General features: G+C 72.6%; 16 protein-coding genes and 1 pseudogene. 15 read left to right on the top strand and 2 right to left on the bottom strand.

Going from position 1 to position 17,612, the window contains the following annotated elements:
- Positions 1-72: 72 nt before the first annotated feature.
- Entirely contained in the window at positions 73-762 is a 690-nt protein-coding gene (locus tag ACWC21_RS28195; RefSeq protein ID WP_450885695.1) for a 4'-phosphopantetheinyl transferase family protein, read from the top strand.
- 350 nt (positions 763-1,112) lie between these two features.
- Here ACWC21_RS28195 and ACWC21_RS28190 read toward each other — a convergent pair whose 3' ends face one another.
- Together ACWC21_RS28190 and ACWC21_RS28185 are read right to left on the bottom strand one after the other, a co-directional pair.
- Positions 1,113-2,000 carry an alpha/beta hydrolase family protein gene (locus ACWC21_RS28190; RefSeq protein ID WP_450885693.1) on the bottom strand — a complete coding sequence of 296 codons (888 nt, stop codon included), beginning with the start codon at positions 1,998-2,000 and terminating at the stop codon, positions 1,113-1,115.
- An 80-nt stretch (positions 2,001-2,080) separates the two neighbouring features.
- Positions 2,081-2,551, bottom strand: a complete 471-nt coding sequence (locus ACWC21_RS28185; RefSeq protein WP_388799906.1) for an ester cyclase — start codon at positions 2,549-2,551, stop codon at positions 2,081-2,083.
- Positions 2,552-2,732: 181 nt separating this feature from the next.
- Here ACWC21_RS28185 and ACWC21_RS28180 point away from each other — a divergent pair, with 181 nt between their 5' ends.
- From ACWC21_RS28180 to ACWC21_RS28115, 14 genes and pseudogenes are all read left to right on the top strand, one after another.
- Positions 2,733-4,622 carry a BTAD domain-containing putative transcriptional regulator gene (locus tag ACWC21_RS28180; RefSeq protein ID WP_450885691.1) on the top strand — a complete coding sequence of 630 codons (1,890 nt, stop codon included), beginning with the start codon at positions 2,733-2,735 and terminating at the stop codon, positions 4,620-4,622.
- A 118-nt stretch (positions 4,623-4,740) separates the two neighbouring features.
- A complete protein-coding gene (locus tag ACWC21_RS28175) occupies positions 4,741-6,378 on the top strand; it encodes an acyl-CoA carboxylase subunit beta (RefSeq protein ID WP_450885689.1) in 1,638 nt (545 codons plus the stop codon).
- Positions 6,375-6,617 carry an acyl-CoA carboxylase subunit epsilon gene (locus ACWC21_RS28170; RefSeq protein ID WP_450885687.1) on the top strand — a complete coding sequence of 81 codons (243 nt, stop codon included), beginning with the start codon at positions 6,375-6,377 and terminating at the stop codon, positions 6,615-6,617. The genes ACWC21_RS28175 and ACWC21_RS28170 overlap by 4 nt, the downstream gene beginning before the upstream one ends.
- A complete protein-coding gene (gene fabD / locus ACWC21_RS28165; protein ID WP_450885685.1) occupies positions 6,617-7,615 on the top strand; it encodes an ACP S-malonyltransferase in 999 nt (332 codons plus the stop codon). Before ACWC21_RS28170 ends, fabD begins: the two co-directional genes overlap by 1 nt.
- An 86-nt stretch (positions 7,616-7,701) precedes the next feature.
- A complete protein-coding gene (locus tag ACWC21_RS28160) occupies positions 7,702-8,115 on the top strand; it encodes an acyl carrier protein (protein WP_450885683.1) in 414 nt (137 codons plus the stop codon).
- A 61-nt stretch (positions 8,116-8,176) separates the two neighbouring features.
- Positions 8,177-8,647 (top strand): holo-ACP synthase, encoded by a 471-nt coding sequence (acpS, locus tag ACWC21_RS28155; protein ID WP_450885682.1) that lies wholly within the window; start codon positions 8,177-8,179, stop codon positions 8,645-8,647.
- A 162-nt stretch (positions 8,648-8,809) separates the two neighbouring features.
- Entirely contained in the window at positions 8,810-8,974 is a 165-nt protein-coding gene (locus tag ACWC21_RS28150) for a hypothetical protein (RefSeq protein ID WP_450885681.1), read from the top strand.
- Positions 8,971-10,248: a beta-ketoacyl-[acyl-carrier-protein] synthase family protein gene (locus tag ACWC21_RS28145; protein ID WP_450885679.1), complete on the top strand. Its 1,278-nt coding sequence runs from the start codon at positions 8,971-8,973 to the stop codon at positions 10,246-10,248. The genes ACWC21_RS28150 and ACWC21_RS28145 overlap by 4 nt, the downstream gene beginning before the upstream one ends.
- Before the next feature lie 29 nt (positions 10,249-10,277).
- Positions 10,278-11,579, top strand: coding sequence for a beta-ketoacyl-[acyl-carrier-protein] synthase family protein (locus ACWC21_RS28140; protein WP_450885677.1), 1,302 nt, complete (start codon positions 10,278-10,280; stop codon positions 11,577-11,579).
- Positions 11,580-11,616: 37 nt separating this feature from the next.
- A complete protein-coding gene (locus ACWC21_RS28135) occupies positions 11,617-13,983 on the top strand; it encodes a beta-ketoacyl synthase N-terminal-like domain-containing protein (protein ID WP_450885675.1) in 2,367 nt (788 codons plus the stop codon).
- Entirely contained in the window at positions 13,980-15,074 is a 1,095-nt protein-coding gene (locus tag ACWC21_RS28130) for a 3-oxoacyl-ACP synthase III family protein (RefSeq protein WP_450885674.1), read from the top strand. The genes ACWC21_RS28135 and ACWC21_RS28130 overlap by 4 nt, the downstream gene beginning before the upstream one ends.
- Before the next feature lie 51 nt (positions 15,075-15,125).
- Positions 15,126-16,124, top strand: a complete 999-nt coding sequence (locus ACWC21_RS28125) for an aldo/keto reductase (RefSeq protein ID WP_450885673.1) — start codon at positions 15,126-15,128, stop codon at positions 16,122-16,124.
- A 44-nt stretch (positions 16,125-16,168) separates the two neighbouring features.
- Entirely contained in the window at positions 16,169-17,374 is a 1,206-nt protein-coding gene (locus ACWC21_RS28120) for an FAD-dependent monooxygenase (protein WP_450885671.1), read from the top strand.
- Positions 17,375-17,412: 38 nt separating this feature from the next.
- A pseudogene (locus ACWC21_RS28115) lies at positions 17,413-17,612 on the top strand (hypothetical protein); the annotation flags it as partial.

Below are 17,612 nucleotides of genomic sequence, written 5' to 3'. Positions count from 1 at the left end.
CATCGCGTGGCACACGGCCGCCGCGTCGCGGAGCCGGGCATGGGGAATCGGGGCCCGAGGAGACGGGGAGCGATGACTGACGCGGGCGGCCCGGTGGCCGTGGTGGCAGGCACCGAAGAGGTGCTGCGGCATCCGATGGCGGGGCCGCACCTGCTGAACGAGGCAGAGCGGGGGCGGCTCGCCCGGTTCCACCGGGAGACGTCCCGGCGGGACTTCGTCGCCGCGCACACTCTGGTCCGGCTCTGCGCGGCGCGGTTGCTGGGTGTCGCCCCGGACGAGGTGGCCTTCACCCAGCACTGCCCGGCGTGCCGCAGCGGCGACCACGGCCGGCCGCTGCTCGCCGACCGGCCGGACGTGTACCTGAGTCTGTCCCATGCGGGCGGCGTGGTGGCCGCCGCGGCCGGTCACGTCCCGGTGGGGATCGACGTGGAGCGGCTCGTGCGGGGCCGCGGCACCGAGGTCATGCACCATGTGCTCACTGCCGCCGAGCTCGCCCTGGTGACTGCGCACGCGGACCCCGATCACGCCTTCCTGCGTCAATGGGTCCGCAAGGAGGCATTGATCAAGGTAGGCAGGACGGACCTGGACTCGCTCGGCTCCCTCGATCTCTCGGCGCTCCCGCTGAGCGGGCAGGGAGACGGGACACCACTGCGCTTCGAGGACTTCTACGTCATGGACCTGATGGATTCGCGCCTGGGCGCCCTGGTCTCGGCGGTGAGCACCGAACCGACTCGTCTGGGTACCGCACTGACGCCGGCGTGATCTCGGATGGAAGTCGTGGTCCCGCGGCACGTGGCCGGAGTGATGCCGCCGCGGCCGCGGGCCGAATGCTGTCCGGACCGGTCCTCCAGCCCGTTCCGGGCCCGAACCTGTCAAAGGGTCGAGGCCGGCCGTGTGGGAGGGCGCCGTCGACCAGGCCGGCCACACGACGCCGCGCAGGGAACGGGCCGCGGCCCGGGACGCCGGTGCTCGCCCCGTTCGTACTGGGCCTGGCGGGCGCGCGAACGGGCCCGCCGGGTCGTCGCGGGGTGCGCGACGACGCACAGCACGGGCTGTCGGTCCGCCGGCCTCGGCTCGTACGGCTCGCCGCCCGGGGGTGCGTCTCGGACGGTTCAGGCCTCCGCGGCGGCCTGCAGGCACTCCTCGAAGAAGGCGAGTGCGCGCAGGTGGTAGCAGCGGGCGGACCGGCCGAGGCTGATGTTGTGGCCCGCGCCCGGCAGATGCTCGACCCGGACCACGGGCGCCTTGGTCAGCCGGGAGGTCAGATCGGCGATGTCCGGCTCCTCGTGCAGCCACCAGCCCTCGTGCTCGGCGAAGGTCAGCCGCAGCGGGATGTCGACCCGCGGCGCCAGTTCCTCGAACATCTCCGGCCACAGGTCCACCTCGGAGGCCTCGCGGACGGGCATGGGGGCGACCAGGGCCTCGGCCGCGCGGAAGGTGCCCGGCGGGTACAGCCCGAGTGGACCCCAGTTGCGCTCCCAGTCCATGCGGCGGCGCATCCGGTCGGCCGGCTCGATGCCGAAACGGTGCCCGATACCGGAGGCGTCCAGGGCGAGCAGACCGGGAGTGCGCGCGACGGTCATCAGGGCGAGCTTGCCGCCGTAGGAGTGGGCCAGCAGCAGGAACCCCCGCCCGACGGCGTGCCGTTCGGCGAAGGCGTCGAGCGCCGCGGGCAGCACGTCGGACTGCTCGTCGAGGAGCATGCCGTCGGGTATCTGGGCCGCGGACCGGCCGTATCCGGGCCGGTCCAGGGCCAGTACCGTGAAGCCGAGCCGGGCGCCCAGCGTGAGCAGGGACAGGTCGGGGTGGACCTGCCCGTCGAAGTAGCCCGCGGTCATGCCGCCGCCGTGCACGGCGACGACGGTGGCCCGCGGCGGCCCGTCGGGCGGCTCGGCCAGCAGGCCGGACAGGGTGAGACCCGCGGCCTGGAGGAGGAGCGGGCGCACTCCGGCCGAGTGGGTCGGCGACGGCTTCTTCCGGTCCGTCCTGGACACGCGCATGGGTGGTCCTTGTCGGTCGGCGGTGGACTTCAGCCCGGGCCGCCGGGGCGCCCGGACGCGGGCGCCCCGGCACGGGATGCTCAGGCGAGCTGACGGGCGAAGGTCGCCATGTCGAAGTAGAGGGTCTCGTCGAGCAGCACGTCGCCGTCGAAGTGGAAGAAGACGGCCACGGGGGCGTCGACCGTCTTGCCGCGGTTGGGTATGCCGCGCCAGTCCGCCTCCTGCTTGGCGCGGAACTGGGCCTCCAGGATCACCGCGGTCGGCGTGTGGTGGAGGTGGAACACGGCGTGGTCGGCGACCGGGAAGGCCTTCTGCAGTTCGGCGAAGTAGCCCTGCTTGATGGCCTGTTCACCGACCAGCGGCCCCTCCTCGAACGGCATGACACGGTAGACGCCGCCGCGCGGGAAGGTGGCGATCACCCCGTCGATGTCCCAGGCGGACTCGGCGATGGTGTGTTCCATGACGACCGCCTCGCGCTTCTTGCGCAGCTCGGCGTCGGGCTGCGGAAGATCGGCGCCAGGCAGAGTGAACTCGTGCTCCTCGGTGGCCATGGGGGCTCCTTCAGACTTTGGCCGGTTCGGTTCGGGAGGTGACGCTAGGCCGCTCCCCTCGCCTGTCCCTCGCGCTCCGCTGGAGCGCGAGCGCAGCTCATGGGCCAGAGCAGGAATCGAGGAGGGCTGCACTGGCCGGAGTTAGCTTTCCGGTCACTGGAAGGGATACGGGTGATCTTCGATGGAGCTCCGGATACTGGGATCGATAGAACTCTGGACGGGCAGCGCCCTGGCCGATATCGGACCCGCACGCCAACGCAGCATCCTCGGCGCCCTGCTGGTCGATCCCGAACGGCCGGTGCCGCTGGAGTCCCTGGTCGACCGCGTCTGGGGGGACCGGCCTCCCGCGGGAGTCCGCAACGTCGTCCACACCTACGTCACCCGGCTGCGCCGTGCGCTCGCCCGGGCCTCGGCGGACCTGCCCGAGCCGATCGGCCTGGTCAGGTCGTCGGCCGGCTACCTGGTGTCGACGGATCTCGGCGCGGTGGACCTGGTGCGGTTCCGCCGGCTGCTCAAGAACGCGCAGCAGGAGGCCCGGGACCAGGAACGCAGCGCGCTGCTCCAGCAGGCGTTGACCATGTGGCGGGGCGAGGCGCTGGCCGGCATGCACAGCGACTGGGCGGCCCGGGTCCGTGAGACGCTGCGGCAGCTGCACCACGAGGCGCTGACCCAGTGGGCGGACACCGAGATCCGGCTCGAGCGGCCCGGCGCCGTCCTCGCGGAACTCCGCGCCGCCCTGCTGACCGACCCGCTCTCCGAGCAGCTCGGCGAGCGCCTGATGCTCGCCCTCTATCTGGAGGGGCGCAGCGTCGACGCCCTCGAGTACTACCAGTCGATGCGCCGGCTGATCGCCAAGGAGCTCGGCACGGATCCGTCGCCGCGGGTGCAGCAGCTGTACGAAACGATCCTGCGCGGCGAGGCGGCCGCTCCGGCACCGCCGCCCGAGCGCGGCCCCGACCCGCGCAGCCCCGACCCGCACGGCGCCGGGACGCACCAGCTCCTCACCCCGCCCCGGCCCGCGCCCGTCGCCCCGCACATGCTGCCGGTGGACCTCCCGGACTTCACCGGGCGCGAACGCGAACTCGACGTGGTCCAGCGGACGCTGACCCGGCCCTCCGCGTCACAACCGCCCGCCGTCCTGCTCTTCGGCGGGGGAGGTGTCGGCAAGACCGCGCTGGCCGTGCATCTGGGCCATCGGCTGCAGTCCGCCTTCCCGGACGGGCAGTTGTACGCGGCGCTGCGCGGCAGCGGCGCCCGTCCGGCGGATCCGCACGCGGTGCTGGGACGGCTGCTGCGCGCGCTGGGCACGGACCCCGACCGGATCCCGGCCGACCCCGACGAGCGCGCCGAGGTCTACCGGCTGGCTCTCGCCGGTCGTCACCTGCTGATCACGCTCGACGACGCGGTCGACGACGAGCAGGTGCAGCCGCTGCTGCCGGGCAGCGGGGACACCGCGGTGCTGCTCACCAGCAGAGGCCGGCTCAGCACTCCGCTCGGGGCCCGCGTCCTGCAACTGTCGGTCCTGCCGCACGGGCACAGTGTGCGGCTCCTGGCCCGGATGCTGGGCACGGAGCGTGTCACCCGGGAGCCGGCCGCGGCCGCCGCGATCGCCCGGTACTGCGGCGGGCTTCCGCTCGCCCTGCGCGCCGCGGCCGTACGGCTCAACGCCCGGCCCCACTGGTCGCTGCGCCGCTACGCGGAACGGCTGAGTGACGAGGGGCGGCGTCTGGACGAGCTGGCGCACAGCTCGCTGAGCGTGCGTGCCAGTTTCACGGCGTCGTACAACGCGCTGCCCGACGACGCCCGTGAGGTGCTGCGCTCCTTGGCCGACCTGCCGGTGTCCGAGTTCGACGCCCATCTGGCGTGCCCGGTGCTCGGCAAGGACTTCGCCACGGTCGAGGACGCCTGCGAGCAGTTGGTGGAGGCGCACTTCCTGACCGTGGCCGAGTCCGCCGTGGCCGACCGCCCCACCCGCTACCGGCTCGACGGGCTGCAGCGCAGCTTCGCGCACGGGCTCAGGACAGGCCGTGCCGACGAGACGGCAAAGACGGTGCATCCGACCTCCGTATAGGGCGTTGACCTGGGAGTACACCCCCGGTCAAGAGCCGCTCCAGTCTTCCGCCCACTCCGGGGTTCGACAGTTGATCCCAAGGCCCCGACGCGAGAGGGCAGGACAGAGAGGGATCGCAATGGCTGTTCCGCACGCTCCCCAGGCCGTGCTGCCGGATCTCGGCGAGACCGACTCCGAAGCCCGGCAGCCGGCACCGGTGCGCACGCCCACGATGGCGGACCTGACCGACGAGCTCGCCACCCGCCGGGCCGAGGCCCACTTCGGTCACGACCCGGATGCCGAGGCCCGCCACCTGGCCAAGGGCAAGCTGCTGGCGCGCCAGCGCATCGAGACACTGCTCGACCCGGGCACGTTCACCGAGCTCGGTCTGTTCGCCGAGCACCGGGCGACGGGCTTCGGCATGGAGGACTCGCACCCCGAGGGCGACGGCGTGATCACGGGCTGGGGCGAGATCGACGGCCGTACGGTCTTCGTCTTCGCCCATGACGCCCGGGTGCGCGGCGGTGCGCTGGGCGCGACGTTCGCCGCGAAGATCCACCAGCTGCTGGACCTCGCCGACTCCGTCGGCGCCCCGGTCATCGGCCTCAACGACGGCGGCGGCGCCCGTATCCAGGAGGGCATCGACGCGCTGGCCGGCTTCGGCAAGCTGTTCGCCCGCAACGTCCGCGCCTCGGGCGTCGTGCCGCAGATCAGTGTCGTGCTCGGTTCCTGCGCGGGCGGCGCGGTCTACTCACCGGCGCTCACCGACTACACGTTCATGGTCGAGGGCATGGCCAACATGTTCATCACCGGGCCCGACGTGGTGCAGGCGGTGACCGGCGAGAAGATCACCCAGGAGGAGCTCGGCGGCGCGTACACCCACGGCACGCGAACCGGCGTGGCGAGCTTCGTGGCCCCGGACGAGGAGTCCTGCTTCGAGGGCGTACGGGAGCTGCTCTCCTACCTGCCTTCGAACAACGCCGAGATGCCGCCCTACGCGAGGCCCCTGGACGAGCCGGACCGGCGCTGCGAGGAACTGCTGCGTCTGGTGCCGGTCGACGACCGGACGCCGTACGACATCAGGACGGTCATCGGCCACATCGTCGACAACGGTGACTACCTGGAGATCCAGGAGCGCTGGGCGCCGAACATCGTGTGCGCCCTGGCCCGTCTGGACGGCCACACGGTGGGCATCGTGGGCAACCAGCCCGCCGCCATGGCGGGGGTGCTGGACATCGACTCCTCGGAGAAGGCCGCACGGTTCGTGCGCACCTGCGACGCGTTCAACATCCCGCTCGTGACACTGGTCGACGTGCCGGGGTTCATGCCCGGGACCGACCAGGAGCACAACGCGATCATCCGGCGCGGCGCGAAGCTCCTGTACGCGTACTGCGAGGCGACGGTGCCGCGCGTGCAGGTCATCCTGCGCAAGGCGTTCGGCGGCGCGTACATCGTCATGGACTCCAAGTCGATCGGCTCCGACCTGTCGTTCGCCTGGCCGTCCAACCAGACGGCCGTGATGGGCGCCGACGGCGCGGCCAACATCATCTTCCGCCGGCAGATCAACGCGGCGGCGGACCCGGAGAAGCTGCGCCGGGAGCTGGTCGCCGAGTACACCGAGCAGCTGATGAACCCCCTCGTCGCCGCCCGGCGCGGTCATGTCGACGACGTCATCGACCCGGCGGACACCCGGCGGGTGCTCATCAAGTCGCTGGACATGCTGCGCACCAAGCGGGCCCGGCAGCCCCTCCGCAAGCACGGAAACGAGCCGCTGTGAGCACGCCGCGGAGCACTGAGCTGTCGGTGCTGCGGGGCAACCCCACACCGGAGGAGCTGGCCGCACTGCTGGTCGTGCTCTCCGCGCTGCGCCGTGCCCCCGAGCAGCAGGACCCGCCGCCGGCCGCCCGGCGCGGCTGGGGCCGGCCGGCCGCCTGGCACCGCCTCGAGCCCGCCACCGCGCCGGACGCGGCCGGCTGGCAACGCACCCCCGCACCAACCCACGGAAGGAGTACCTGATGACCGGTCGGACCGGCCTCGTCAGCCTCGGCACGTCGGCCGGCTGCCTGGCCATGTTCCCCGGGCAGGGCTCGCAACGGCCCGGCATGGCCCGGCACCTGCTCGACGCCTACCCCTCGGCCCGGCGGCTGTTCGCCCAGGCCGACGAGATCCTGGGCCTGCCGCTGTCGCGGATCTGCGTGACCGGGAGCGCCGAGGAACTCGGCGCCACCGAGATCACCCAGCCCGCGATCGCCACGACCAGCCTCGCCGTATGGGAGCTGCTGCAGGCCGCCGGATACCGGCCCGCGGCGACGGCGGGCCACAGCCTCGGCGAGTATCCGGCCCTGGTGGCCGCCGGGGTGCTGTCCCTGGAGTCGGCCCTGGAGCTGGTGCGGTTGCGCGGCCGGCTGATGGGCGACGTGGCCCGCGAGGTGCCCGGCGCGATGGCGGCCGTACTGGGCCTGCCCTCGGACCAGGTGCTGGCCGCCTGCGGCAGTGCCGAGGGCGTCGGCCTGGTCCAGGTCGCGAACTACAACGAGCCGCTGCAGACCGTCATCTCGGGCCACGTCCGCGCCGTCGAGGAGGCCGGCCGGGCCGCGCTGGACGCCGGCGCCGACCGGGTCGTGCCGCTGGACGTGAGTGCCCCCTTCCACTGCTCGCTGATGAGTGCGGTGGAGGAGGAGTTCACCGAGGCGCTCGCCGCCCATCCGTTCGCCGATCCCGTCCTGCCCATGATCAGTTCGGTCACCGGCACCTACGTCGTCTCGGGCGAGGAGGCCCGGGAGCTGCTGCGGCGTCAGCTCACCGGACCCGTCCGCTGGGTCGAGGTGCTGCGCACCGCCGCACGGCACCCGGTGAGCGCCTACACCGAGATCGGCCCCGGCCGGGTGCTCAGCGGACTCGCCCGCCGCACGCTCGAGGAGGTCCGCACCCGCTCCACCGGAGACCCGCGTCGCCTGACGGCGCTCTACGGCGCCCTGGCATCCGACACATGGCAGGAACAGGTGGCGTCCTGACACCTCATGAACCGCCGGCCCGTCGGTCGGCCGCACCACCCCGGTCCGTCCATCACCAGCAACCGTTCACGAAGGGTATAGGACACATGTCGTACGACGGGAAAGACTTCGGCACCATCGTCCAGGAGGCCGTCGCGGACGCGCTCGGCATCGATATCGAGGAGGTCGTGCCCGAGGCCACCCTGCTGGGCGACCTGGACGCCGAGTCCATCGACCTGCTCGACGTCCTGTTCCGCATCGAGCGGGCGTCGGACGTGAAGATCAAGGTCGCGGACATCGCCGAACTGCTCCAGGGCGGAATACCCGACGAGGAGTTCGCCGACGAGAACGACATCATCAACGAGGTCGGGCTGGCGCAGCTCAAGAAGTCGCTGCCGCAGATCGACGTGCAGGAACTCGCCGGCAAGCTCACGGCGGACGAGGTGCTGACCCTGTTCACCGTGCAGAACCTGACGGATCTGGTGACCGAACGTGCCGCGCTCGCCGCAGCCGCTGCGTGAGCCGGGCGCGGGGCGGTCACCGGACCGCCCCGCTCCGCCGCCAGTGCGGGTGCGGACCGGCATGGACCTGGCCGAGGTGGCCAGGGTCGAGGAGCTGATGACCACCCAACCCGACCTCCGGGAAAGGGTGTTCACCCCTCGCGAGCTGGCCTACTGCTATCGGCGCAAACGGGTCGGCGAGCACCTCGCCGGCCGCTGGGCCGCCAAGGAGGCCGTGCTCAAGAGCCTCGGCACCGGTATGGGCCCGCACATGGAGTGGACGGACATCGAGGTCGTCAACGACCGGGCCGGGCAACCCCGGGTGCGGCTGTACGGCGAGGTGGAGGCCGTCGCCCGGTCCCTCGGTATGCACCACATCGAAATCTCCCTGAGCCACAGCGGAGGTCTCGCAGTGGCGCACGCGGTCGTGGTGTGCCTGCCCAGCCCTGTTGACACGGCCCCCGAACCGGACCCGTCCACCCGCACGACGCCGGACACGGCACCGGTCCCCAGCACACACACGGCAGAAGGAGGCGATCGGCATGAGGTTTGACGGCCGGGCCGCTGCGGGCGCGGGAGTCCCGCAGCGGCACCGGGCGGGCGCGGCCCGGTCGGGCGCCGACCGGGATGTTCGGACACGACACACAGAGCCCCAGGCCGACGGCGGCCGGACCGCGCAGCTCGGCCTGGGGCGGCCCAAGACCGAGGGAGGGCGATGATGCGGTTCCACCTGAACGACCGCGTCGACGGCCGGGAGTCCGGCGCACGGCCGGCCGGCCGTGCGGCGACCGCGTCGGCCGAGACGTACGGACAGCCGTCCGCGCACGACGACACCGCGCGGACGGGCCGGCGGTCGCCGGGGACGGAGGCACTGCGATGAACCGCAGAGTGGTCGTCACCGGCATGGGCGCCGTCACGCCGCTCGGCAACGACGCGCCGAGCACATGGCAGGGACTGGCCGAAGGACGCAGCGGGGTAGGCCAGTTGACCTCGATCGACACCACCGGCATGGACGTGACCATCGCCGGCGAGGTCAAGGACTTCCGGCTCACCGATGTCGTACCCGCTTCGGACGGGCTGCGCCGTCTGCTGCGTTCGGGCACCTTCGCCGTGGGCGCGGCCTGGGAGGCTTTGCGCGACTCGGGAGTCGACGAGAAGACGTACGACAGTGCCGACATGGGCGTGGCCCTGGGCGGGAGCTGTGACCGGCCGGACCTGCAGTGGCTGGTGGACGTCGGGGCGCTGCGCGAGGAGACCGGCCGGGACGACGCGTTCTTCCCGTACTCGCCCTCGGCCGCCCTGTCCTACAGCCAGAACATCCCCATGTCGGTGGTCGCGCGGATGATGGGCGCGACCGGCCCGATGCTGGGTGTGTCCACCGCCTGCTCGGGCTCCGCGCACGCCGTCGGAGAGGCCTTCCGCTCCATCGCGGAGGGTGACGCGACGCTCATGCTCGCGGGCGGCTTCGACTCGCTGACCTCGTGGCTCGACCTGGTGGGCTTCAGCCTGCTGGGGGCGCTGACCAAGGACTACAACGACGATCCGGAGCGGGCCAGCCGCCCCTTCGACGCCAACCGGTCCGGGTTCGTCCTCGGGGAGGGAAGCGTCGTCTTCGTCCTGGAGGAGCTGGAGGCGGCCCGTGCCCGCGGGGCGAACATCGTCGCCGAGGTCCTGGGCTACGGCACCAGCCTGAACGCCTGGCGGGTCACCGACTCGCCGCCGGACGGCAGCGGAGCCATCGAGTCCATGCAGAGCGCGATCGCCGACGCCGGTCTGGAACCGTCCGACATCGAGTACGTGGTGGCGCACGGCACCAGCACCCACGGAAACGACCTGTCCGAGACCACGGCGATCAAGAAGGTGTTCGGCGACGACGCCCAGCGGCTGCTGATCAGCTCGCCGAAATCGATGGCCGGTCACCTCACCTCGGCGGGGGCCTCGTTGAGCATGCTCGCCGCGATCGGGGCGATCAACCACTCGCTGGTGCCGCCGACGATCAACCAGGAGACGCCCGACCGGCGGCTCGGCCTCGACTACGTCCCGAACACGGCGCGCAAGCGGGACGTGCGGCACGCCCTCATCAACGCGTTCGCCTTCGGCGGCACCAACGTCGGACTGGTCGTCGGGCGCTACGAGGAGGGGGCGGAGCGATGACGACCCCACAGCGATCCGGAGGAGCACCGATGAGCGGCACCGAACGCCAGGTCGTCATCACTGGCATCGGCCTGCTGACCGCGCTGGGCGAAGGCCCCGAGGCCAACTGGAAGGCGCTGGTGGCCGGCGAGTCCGGGATCGGCCCGATCCGGGCCTACGACCCGTCGCCGCTGCAGACCCGGCTGGGCGGCGAGATCGCCGACTTCGACGCCACCCGGTTCGCCACCAGGCGCCAGCTGCGCACCATCAACCGCGGTGACCGCCTCGCGCTGGCCGCCGCCCGGCTCGCCCTCGACGACGCGGGCCTGCCGCACAACCAGGCCGGCGGCGACGAGCTCGGCCACCGGGCCGGCCTGTACCTCGGGGGCAACAAGACGATCGGCCGCATGGATCAGCTGATCGAGGAGTTCAAGGTCATCCGCCGCCCGGACGGCAAGGCCGACCTGGCCCACCTCGGCCGGCACGCCGACGTCATCATGCCGCCGCTCTTCTTCGTCGAGGGGCTGCAGCCCGGCGCGGTGTTCAACATCTCGCAGACGTACGGCATCCGGGGGTCCAGCACCTTCTTCGCGGGTGGCGCGGACGCGGGTGCCACCGCGATCGGCCGGGCCATGCGCGCGGTGCGCCGCGGGGACGCGGACGTGGCGATCGCGGGCGGCTACGACGACGCCACCGACTGGTGGCAGATGACGCTGCTCGACCGGCTCGGCGTGCTGACCACGCGCAACGACCTGGGGCAGCAGGCGTACCGGCCCTACGACCGGGACCGCAGCGGAGCGGTCCCCGGCGAGGGCGCCGCCCTGCTGGTGCTGGAGGAGAAGCAGGCGGCGCTGCGTCGCGGCGCCCGCGTCTACGCCGAGCTGACCGGCTTCGGCGCCGGCAACGACTGCGGTACGCCGCCGGCGCCGGACGCCCAGGGCCGCGGCCTGTCCCGGGCGGTGCGGCACGCGCTGCGGGACGCCCGGCTGACCGCCGACGACCTCGGCTACATAGCCTCGGACGGCTCCGCCACCCGGCTCGGGGACGCCTCCGAGAGCGTCGCCCTGCGCACCGCGCTGGGCCCGGCCGCCCGGTCCGTGCCGGTCAGCACCGTCAAGCCGCAGACGGGCCACCTGGTCGGCGGTGGCGGTGCGCTGAACGCCGCCGTGTGTGCGCTGGCCCTGCACCACGGGGCGGTGCCGGCGACGCTCAACCTCGACGACCCCGACCCGGTCTGCGAGCTGGACCACGTACGCGGCGGCGCCCGGGAGTCCCGGCCCGCACACGCGATGGCGCTGGCCCGGGGAATCGAGGGACAGGCCGTGGCCCTGAGCCTGTCGAGGTCCGCGTGAGCGGCCGGACAGCCCTGTCAGAGAGGGAAGCAGACGCATGACCGACGTTCCTGACCAGGCCGTCCGCGTCGTGATCGCCTCAGTGGGCGCGATCACCTCGTACGGCGGTTCTGCCGAGGCCCTGTGGGACGGGGTGCGCGCGGGGCGGGTGGCGATCTCACCCGTGCGCGGCCTGCCCATGGACGGCTACCAGACCGACGTGGGCGGTGAGGTCACCGAACCCACTTTCCCCCACTACGACTACGCTCCGGGCTCCGACACCCGCGCCCCTTCCCTCGACTTCGCGCTGGCCGCCGCCGAGGAGGCCATGGCCGGCTCGGGCCTGCGGGTCGGCGTGGACATCCCGGCCGAGCGCTGGGGCGTCGCGTACGGCACCTGCCACGGTGGGTGGCGCAGCGCCGAACTCGCCCTGCGCGAGGTGCAGGAGGGCCGCACGCCCGACTGGCGCCGCTACACGTTCGTACCTCCGCAGGCCGCCGCGGAGGCACTCTCGGCCGCCTTCGGCTTCAAGGGCCCGGTACTCAGTGCCAACACGGCCTGTGCCTCCAGTGCGCACGCGCTCGCCCACGCCCTGGACGTGATCCGGGCGGGCCGGGCCGACGCGATGCTGGTCGGCGGCAGCGACGCCTTCACCGAGTCGGCGTTCGCCGGGTTCAGCAGCCTGGAGTCGCTCTCGGTGCAGCCGGCGGCCCCCTACTCCAAGGACCGGTCGGGTCTGTCGCTGGGCGAGGGCAGCGGCATGCTCGTGCTGCTGTCGCTGGAGACGGCCGAGCGCACCGGTGCCCCGGTCGTCGCCGAGGTGCTGGGCTACGGCCTGTCCGCCGACGGGCACCACCCGACGGCGCCGCACCCCGAGGGGGAGGGCGCGGCCCGGGCGATCCGTGCGGCCCTCTCCACCTCGGGCCTGGTCCCCGACGACATCCGGTACATCAACGGGCACGGCACCGGTACGCAGAAGAACGACGCCGCGGAGAGCAACGCGGTGCGGGCCGCGCTCGGCGACGCCGCCGAGAAGACCGCGCTGTCCAGCACCAAATCGATGATCGGCCATCTGCTCGGCGCCGCCGGCGCGGTGGAGAGCATCGTCACGGTGCTGGCCCTGCGCGACCAGGTGGCGCCGCCCACCGCGAACTTCACCGGAGTGGACCCGAACTGCGGTCTCGACCCGGTGGCGGAGCCGGGCCGTCCGATGGTGCTGGACACCGCGTTGTCCAACAACTTCGGGTTCGCCGGCGCCAACGCCACCGTCGCCTTCGCCCGCCCCGGCGGCGCGGGCATGCCGGCTCCGGCCGTCGGCCCGGACGACGTCGTGGTGACCGGGTTCGGTGTGATCACCTCGGCCGGCGAGGGGGCCGAGGCGCTCTGGGAGGCGTACGCGTCCGGGCGCCGGCAGGGTGCGCCGGAGGACGGACTCCGCCTGGCCAGGCTCGAGTTCGACCCCTCGGCGGCCGGCTCCCCCAAGCAGCGGCGGCGCATGGACCGGGTCTCCCAGCTCGCCATCGTCGCGTGCCGGGCCGCCCTGGGGCATGCGGGTGCGGACTCGGACGCGGATGCCGTCGCCGCGACCGGTGTGGTGGTCGGCACCGGGGTCGGGCCGATGGAGAGCAGCGAACGGTTCACCGTTCCGGTGCTGGCCTCGGGCGCGCAGGCCGCGAACCCGGCCGTGTTCCCGTTCACCGTGTACAACGGCGCGGCCGGCCAGGTCGCCATGGCCCTGGGTACCAAGGGGCCGACATCGACGCTGACGTCGGGGCACGCGGCGGGTGCCGCCGCCCTGGGGGTCGCGTACGACCTCCTGCGCGCCGGACGCGCCGAGCGCCTGCTGGTGCCGGCCGTGGAGGCGTTCTCGCCGGGCACGCTGGACGCGTACCGCGGCATCCCGCTGTTCGGTACGGCGGCCGGGCGCCGGTACACGCTCGCCGAGGCCGGTATCGCACTGGTGCTGGAGCGCCGGGCGAGTGCCGAGCGGCGCGGTGCCCCGATCCACGCCGTGGTCCTGGGGCACGCGACCGCGTCGGACGCGTGCGGCATCGGCCGCTGGGACCCGTCCGGCGACGGCGTGGAGCGGGCGATGCGCGAGGCGCTGCGCGGTGCCGGGCTCGGGCCCGGCGACATCTCGGCCGTCTGGGCGAACGCGGCGGGCCTCGCTGCCGCCGACCGTCCCGAACAGGCCGCCGTGGAGCGCGTGTTCGACATGGGCCGGGTCCGGTTCGAGGCGCCGAAGCGGGTGCTCGGCGAGCCGGTCGGCGCGGGTGCCCACCTGTCGGCGGTCCTCGCCGTCGGCGCCTGGCGCGAGGGCGGGACGCACCGCCCGGTCCTGGTCAACAGCTCGTCGCTCGGCGGCACCCACACCTCGTTCGTCCTGTCCCCCGCACCCCTCCATGGAACGGAGTCCGGCCGATGACCACCGCGTACGACGTGAGGATCCTCTCCACCGGCGGCTATGTGCCCGGTGACCCCTTGGACAACGCGACGCTGGAGAAATACGTCGGGCCGCTGCCGGACGACGTCCTCGACGGCATCCAGGTCAAGACCCGGTACTGGATGATCGACCCGGTCTCCGGCAAGCACGTGATCAACAACAGTCGGATGGCCGAGCGGGCCTCCCGGCAGGCCCTGGAACGGGCCGGTGTGGAACCCGGCGAGATCGACCTGATCGTGGTGTGCACCGCGACCCCGGAGTACACGCTGCCCAACGTCGCCACCACCCTGCAGCACTACCTGGGTCTGGAGAGCGTTGCCGCGATCGAGATCCGCGGTGCCTGCGCGGGCTGGGTGCAGGCGCTGGACCTGGCACGGCGGCAGCTGGCCGACGGAACGGCGCGGACCGCGCTGGTGGTGGGCAGCGAGTCCGTCTCGCCGCTGATGGCGCCGCTCTTCCTGGACAAGGACCCGTCGCGGGTGCGGATGCGGGACCGGCTGACGCTGTACACGTTCGGCGACGGCGCGGGCGCCGTGGTGCTGCGGGCCGAGCCGGCGGGGACGTCGCCGGACGAGTCCACCTTCGTCAACGCCTGCGTGGGTGGTCTGCGCAAGCCCGGGATGGAGATCATCGGCGGCGGTACGGACGTGTCGCAGGCGGAGCAGCTGCGCCGCCGCCAGCTGATCCAGATGAAGATCGACGTGCCCGGCACCTCCTCGTTCGGGCCGCAGGTGTTCGTCCGCGCGATCCAGGAGATGGCGCGCAAGGAGGGCCGGGCGCTCGACGAGTTCGACGCGATCGTGCTGCCGGAGGGCAACGCCGACTACTTCGCCGGCGAGTACGAGGCCGCCGGGCTGACGGCCGAGGACAACCAGGCACTCACCGGGCGGATCGTGGAGAACCTGGCCGATGTGGGGGCCACCGGTTCGGCCGCGGTGCCGCTGTCGCTGGACGCGGGCTGGACCTCGGGGCGCATCCGGCCCGGCGACCGGATCGTGCTGCTCGGCATCGAGGCCAGCCGGTACGTCTACACCGGTCTTTCGGTGACCTGGCGGGCACCGCTCCCGGCCTGAGCGGCCGTCACCTCAGACATCAGACGCAACTCCAGGAGAATTCAAGTGGCAATGGAAACACGTACGTTGGGGAAGCCGGGCCTGGACGTGTCCGCCCAGGGTCTGGGCTGCATGGGCATGACGATCGGGTACGGCGACACGGACACGACCGAGGCGCTCGCCACCATCCACCGGGCACTGGAGCTCGGTGTCACCCTGCTGGACACCGCCGACATGTACGGCCCGTTCGCCAACGAGGAGCTGATCGGCCGCGCCGTCGCCGGGCGCCGCGACGAGGTCGTGCTCTCCTCCAAGGTCGGCAGTGAGATCGACGCCGACGGCCAGCTGACCTGGCGGGTCAACGGCCGCCCCGACTACATCCGCCGGTCCGTGGAGGGCAGCCTGCGCCGTCTGGGCACCGACCACCTCGACCTCTACTACCTGCACCGGGTCGATCCCGAAGTTCCCGTGGAGGAGTCCTTCGGCGCGCTCGCCGAACTCGTGGAGGCCGGACTCGTCCGGCACCTGGGGATCTCCGAGGCGGGGCCCGCGACCATCCGGCGTGCCCACGCGGTGCATCCGCTGACCGCCGTACAGACCGAGTACTCGTTGTTCACCCGGGACGTCGAGGCCAACGGCGTGCTGGAGACGGTGCGCGAGCTGGGCATCGGCTTCGTGGCCTACAGCCCGCTCGGCCGCGGGTTCCTGACCGGCACCATCCGCGGCACCTCCGACATCCCCGAGGGCGGCTTCGACTTCCGGCGCATCGCACCCCGTTTCGAGGACGAGAACATCCGCCGGAACCTGCCCGTCGTCGACCAGCTCAGCGACCTCGCCGCCGCGGCCGGCACCACCGTCAGCCGGCTCGCGCTCGCCTGGGTGCTCTCCCGCGGCCAGGACGTCGTCGCCATCCCCGGCACCAAGCGGCGCACCTATCTGGAGGAGAACATCTCCGCGAACGACGTACGGCTCTCCGAGGACGTCCTGGCGGCGATCGACTCCATCGCGCCGTACGGCATCACGGCCGGCGACCGCTATCCGGCCGCAGAGATGCCCACGCTGAACCGCTGACCCCGTTCCTCCGAGCCATCCGCCCCGACTTCCGGGAGAAAGCCATGTCCGTAGCAACACCCCGTCCCATACGCCGGGTTCTGATCGCAGGCGGCGGGATCGGCGGCATCGCCACCGCGCTGGCCCTGCAGCAGCAGGGCATCGACTCCGTAGTCTTCGAACGCGCGCCTGAACTGCGCGACGGCGGCGCCGGACTGCACATCTTCACCAACGGCATGCTCGCCCTGGCCCACCTCGGGCTCGCCGACAAGGTCGCCGAGATCGCCCCCGCCCAGTCCGTGTGCCACTTCGCGACCTCCAAGGGCCGGGTCCTCGGCACCTACCCGGTGGGCGAGTTCGTCGAGCGCTACGGGCAGCCCACGGTCGCCATCGGCCGCTCCGACCTGCACGGCATCCTGCGGGGCGCCGTGACCGCGCCCATCGTCACCGGCGCCGAGGTCACCGGGTACACCGAGTACGCCGACGGGGTGAGCCTCCACTTCGCCGACGGCACGTCCGAGGACGGCGACCTGCTGATCGGCGCCGACGGCGTCAACTCCGCCGTGCGAGCCCAGCTGCTCGGCCCTCAGCCGCCCGACTACACCGGCTACATCGCCTGGCGCGGGCACGCCAGGATGAGCCCCGAGGAGTTCCCGCCCGGCAGCTTCCAGGCCCTGTTCGGTCCCGGGACCCGCTTCACGTACTACGACATCGCCCCCGGGGTCGTGCACTGGATGAGCGTCGCCAACGGCCCCGCCGGCGGCCGCGACGAGGGCACGCCCGAGCAGACCCTGGACATGCTGCGCGCCCGGCACGCGGGCTGGACCGACCCCGTGGGGCGGATCCTCGACGCCACCGTGCCGGAGAGCATCCTGCGCGGCGACGTGGTGGACCGCAAGCCCGACCCCGTCTGGGGACGCGGCCGGGTCACCCTGCTCGGCGACGCCGCGCACGCGGTCAGCTTCAACATCGGGCAGGGCGCCTGCCTCGCCATCGAGGACGCCCTCGTACTGGCCGAACGCCTCGCCGCGCCCGGTGCCGACACCACCGGGGCGCTGCGCGCCTACGAAGCCGAGCGGCAGGAGCGCACCCGGCCGATGCAGCTGCTCGCGCACCGCATCGGTGTGATGGGCGCCCTGCAGAACCCGGCCGCCATCTGGCTCCGCGACCGGCTCCTGAAACTCAGCTGGGGCCGCACCCTGCGCACCACGGAACACGAGCACGTCGCCTACGGCACCCGGTGGTCGAGCACCGCCGCCACCGCGGCGTGAGCGACTTCGTACCCGTTGACGATGAGAGGACCGCTGCTGTGACCACTGCGACCACCATGGACCCGACGCGCACAGTCTGGGAGAACGACGAGAACAACGAGAACAACGCGAACACCGAAAGCAAGGAGGAACGCAACAAGGCGACCATCCGGCGCGTCTTCGCCGAGTTCGTCAACCAGGGCGACTTCTCGGTCGTGGACGAGCTCTACCGGCCGGACATCGTCGACCACGAGGGCCT

This window comes from Streptomyces sp. NPDC001348 (assembly GCF_053597535.1).
This window is presented reverse-complemented; position numbering and strand designations above follow the sequence as displayed.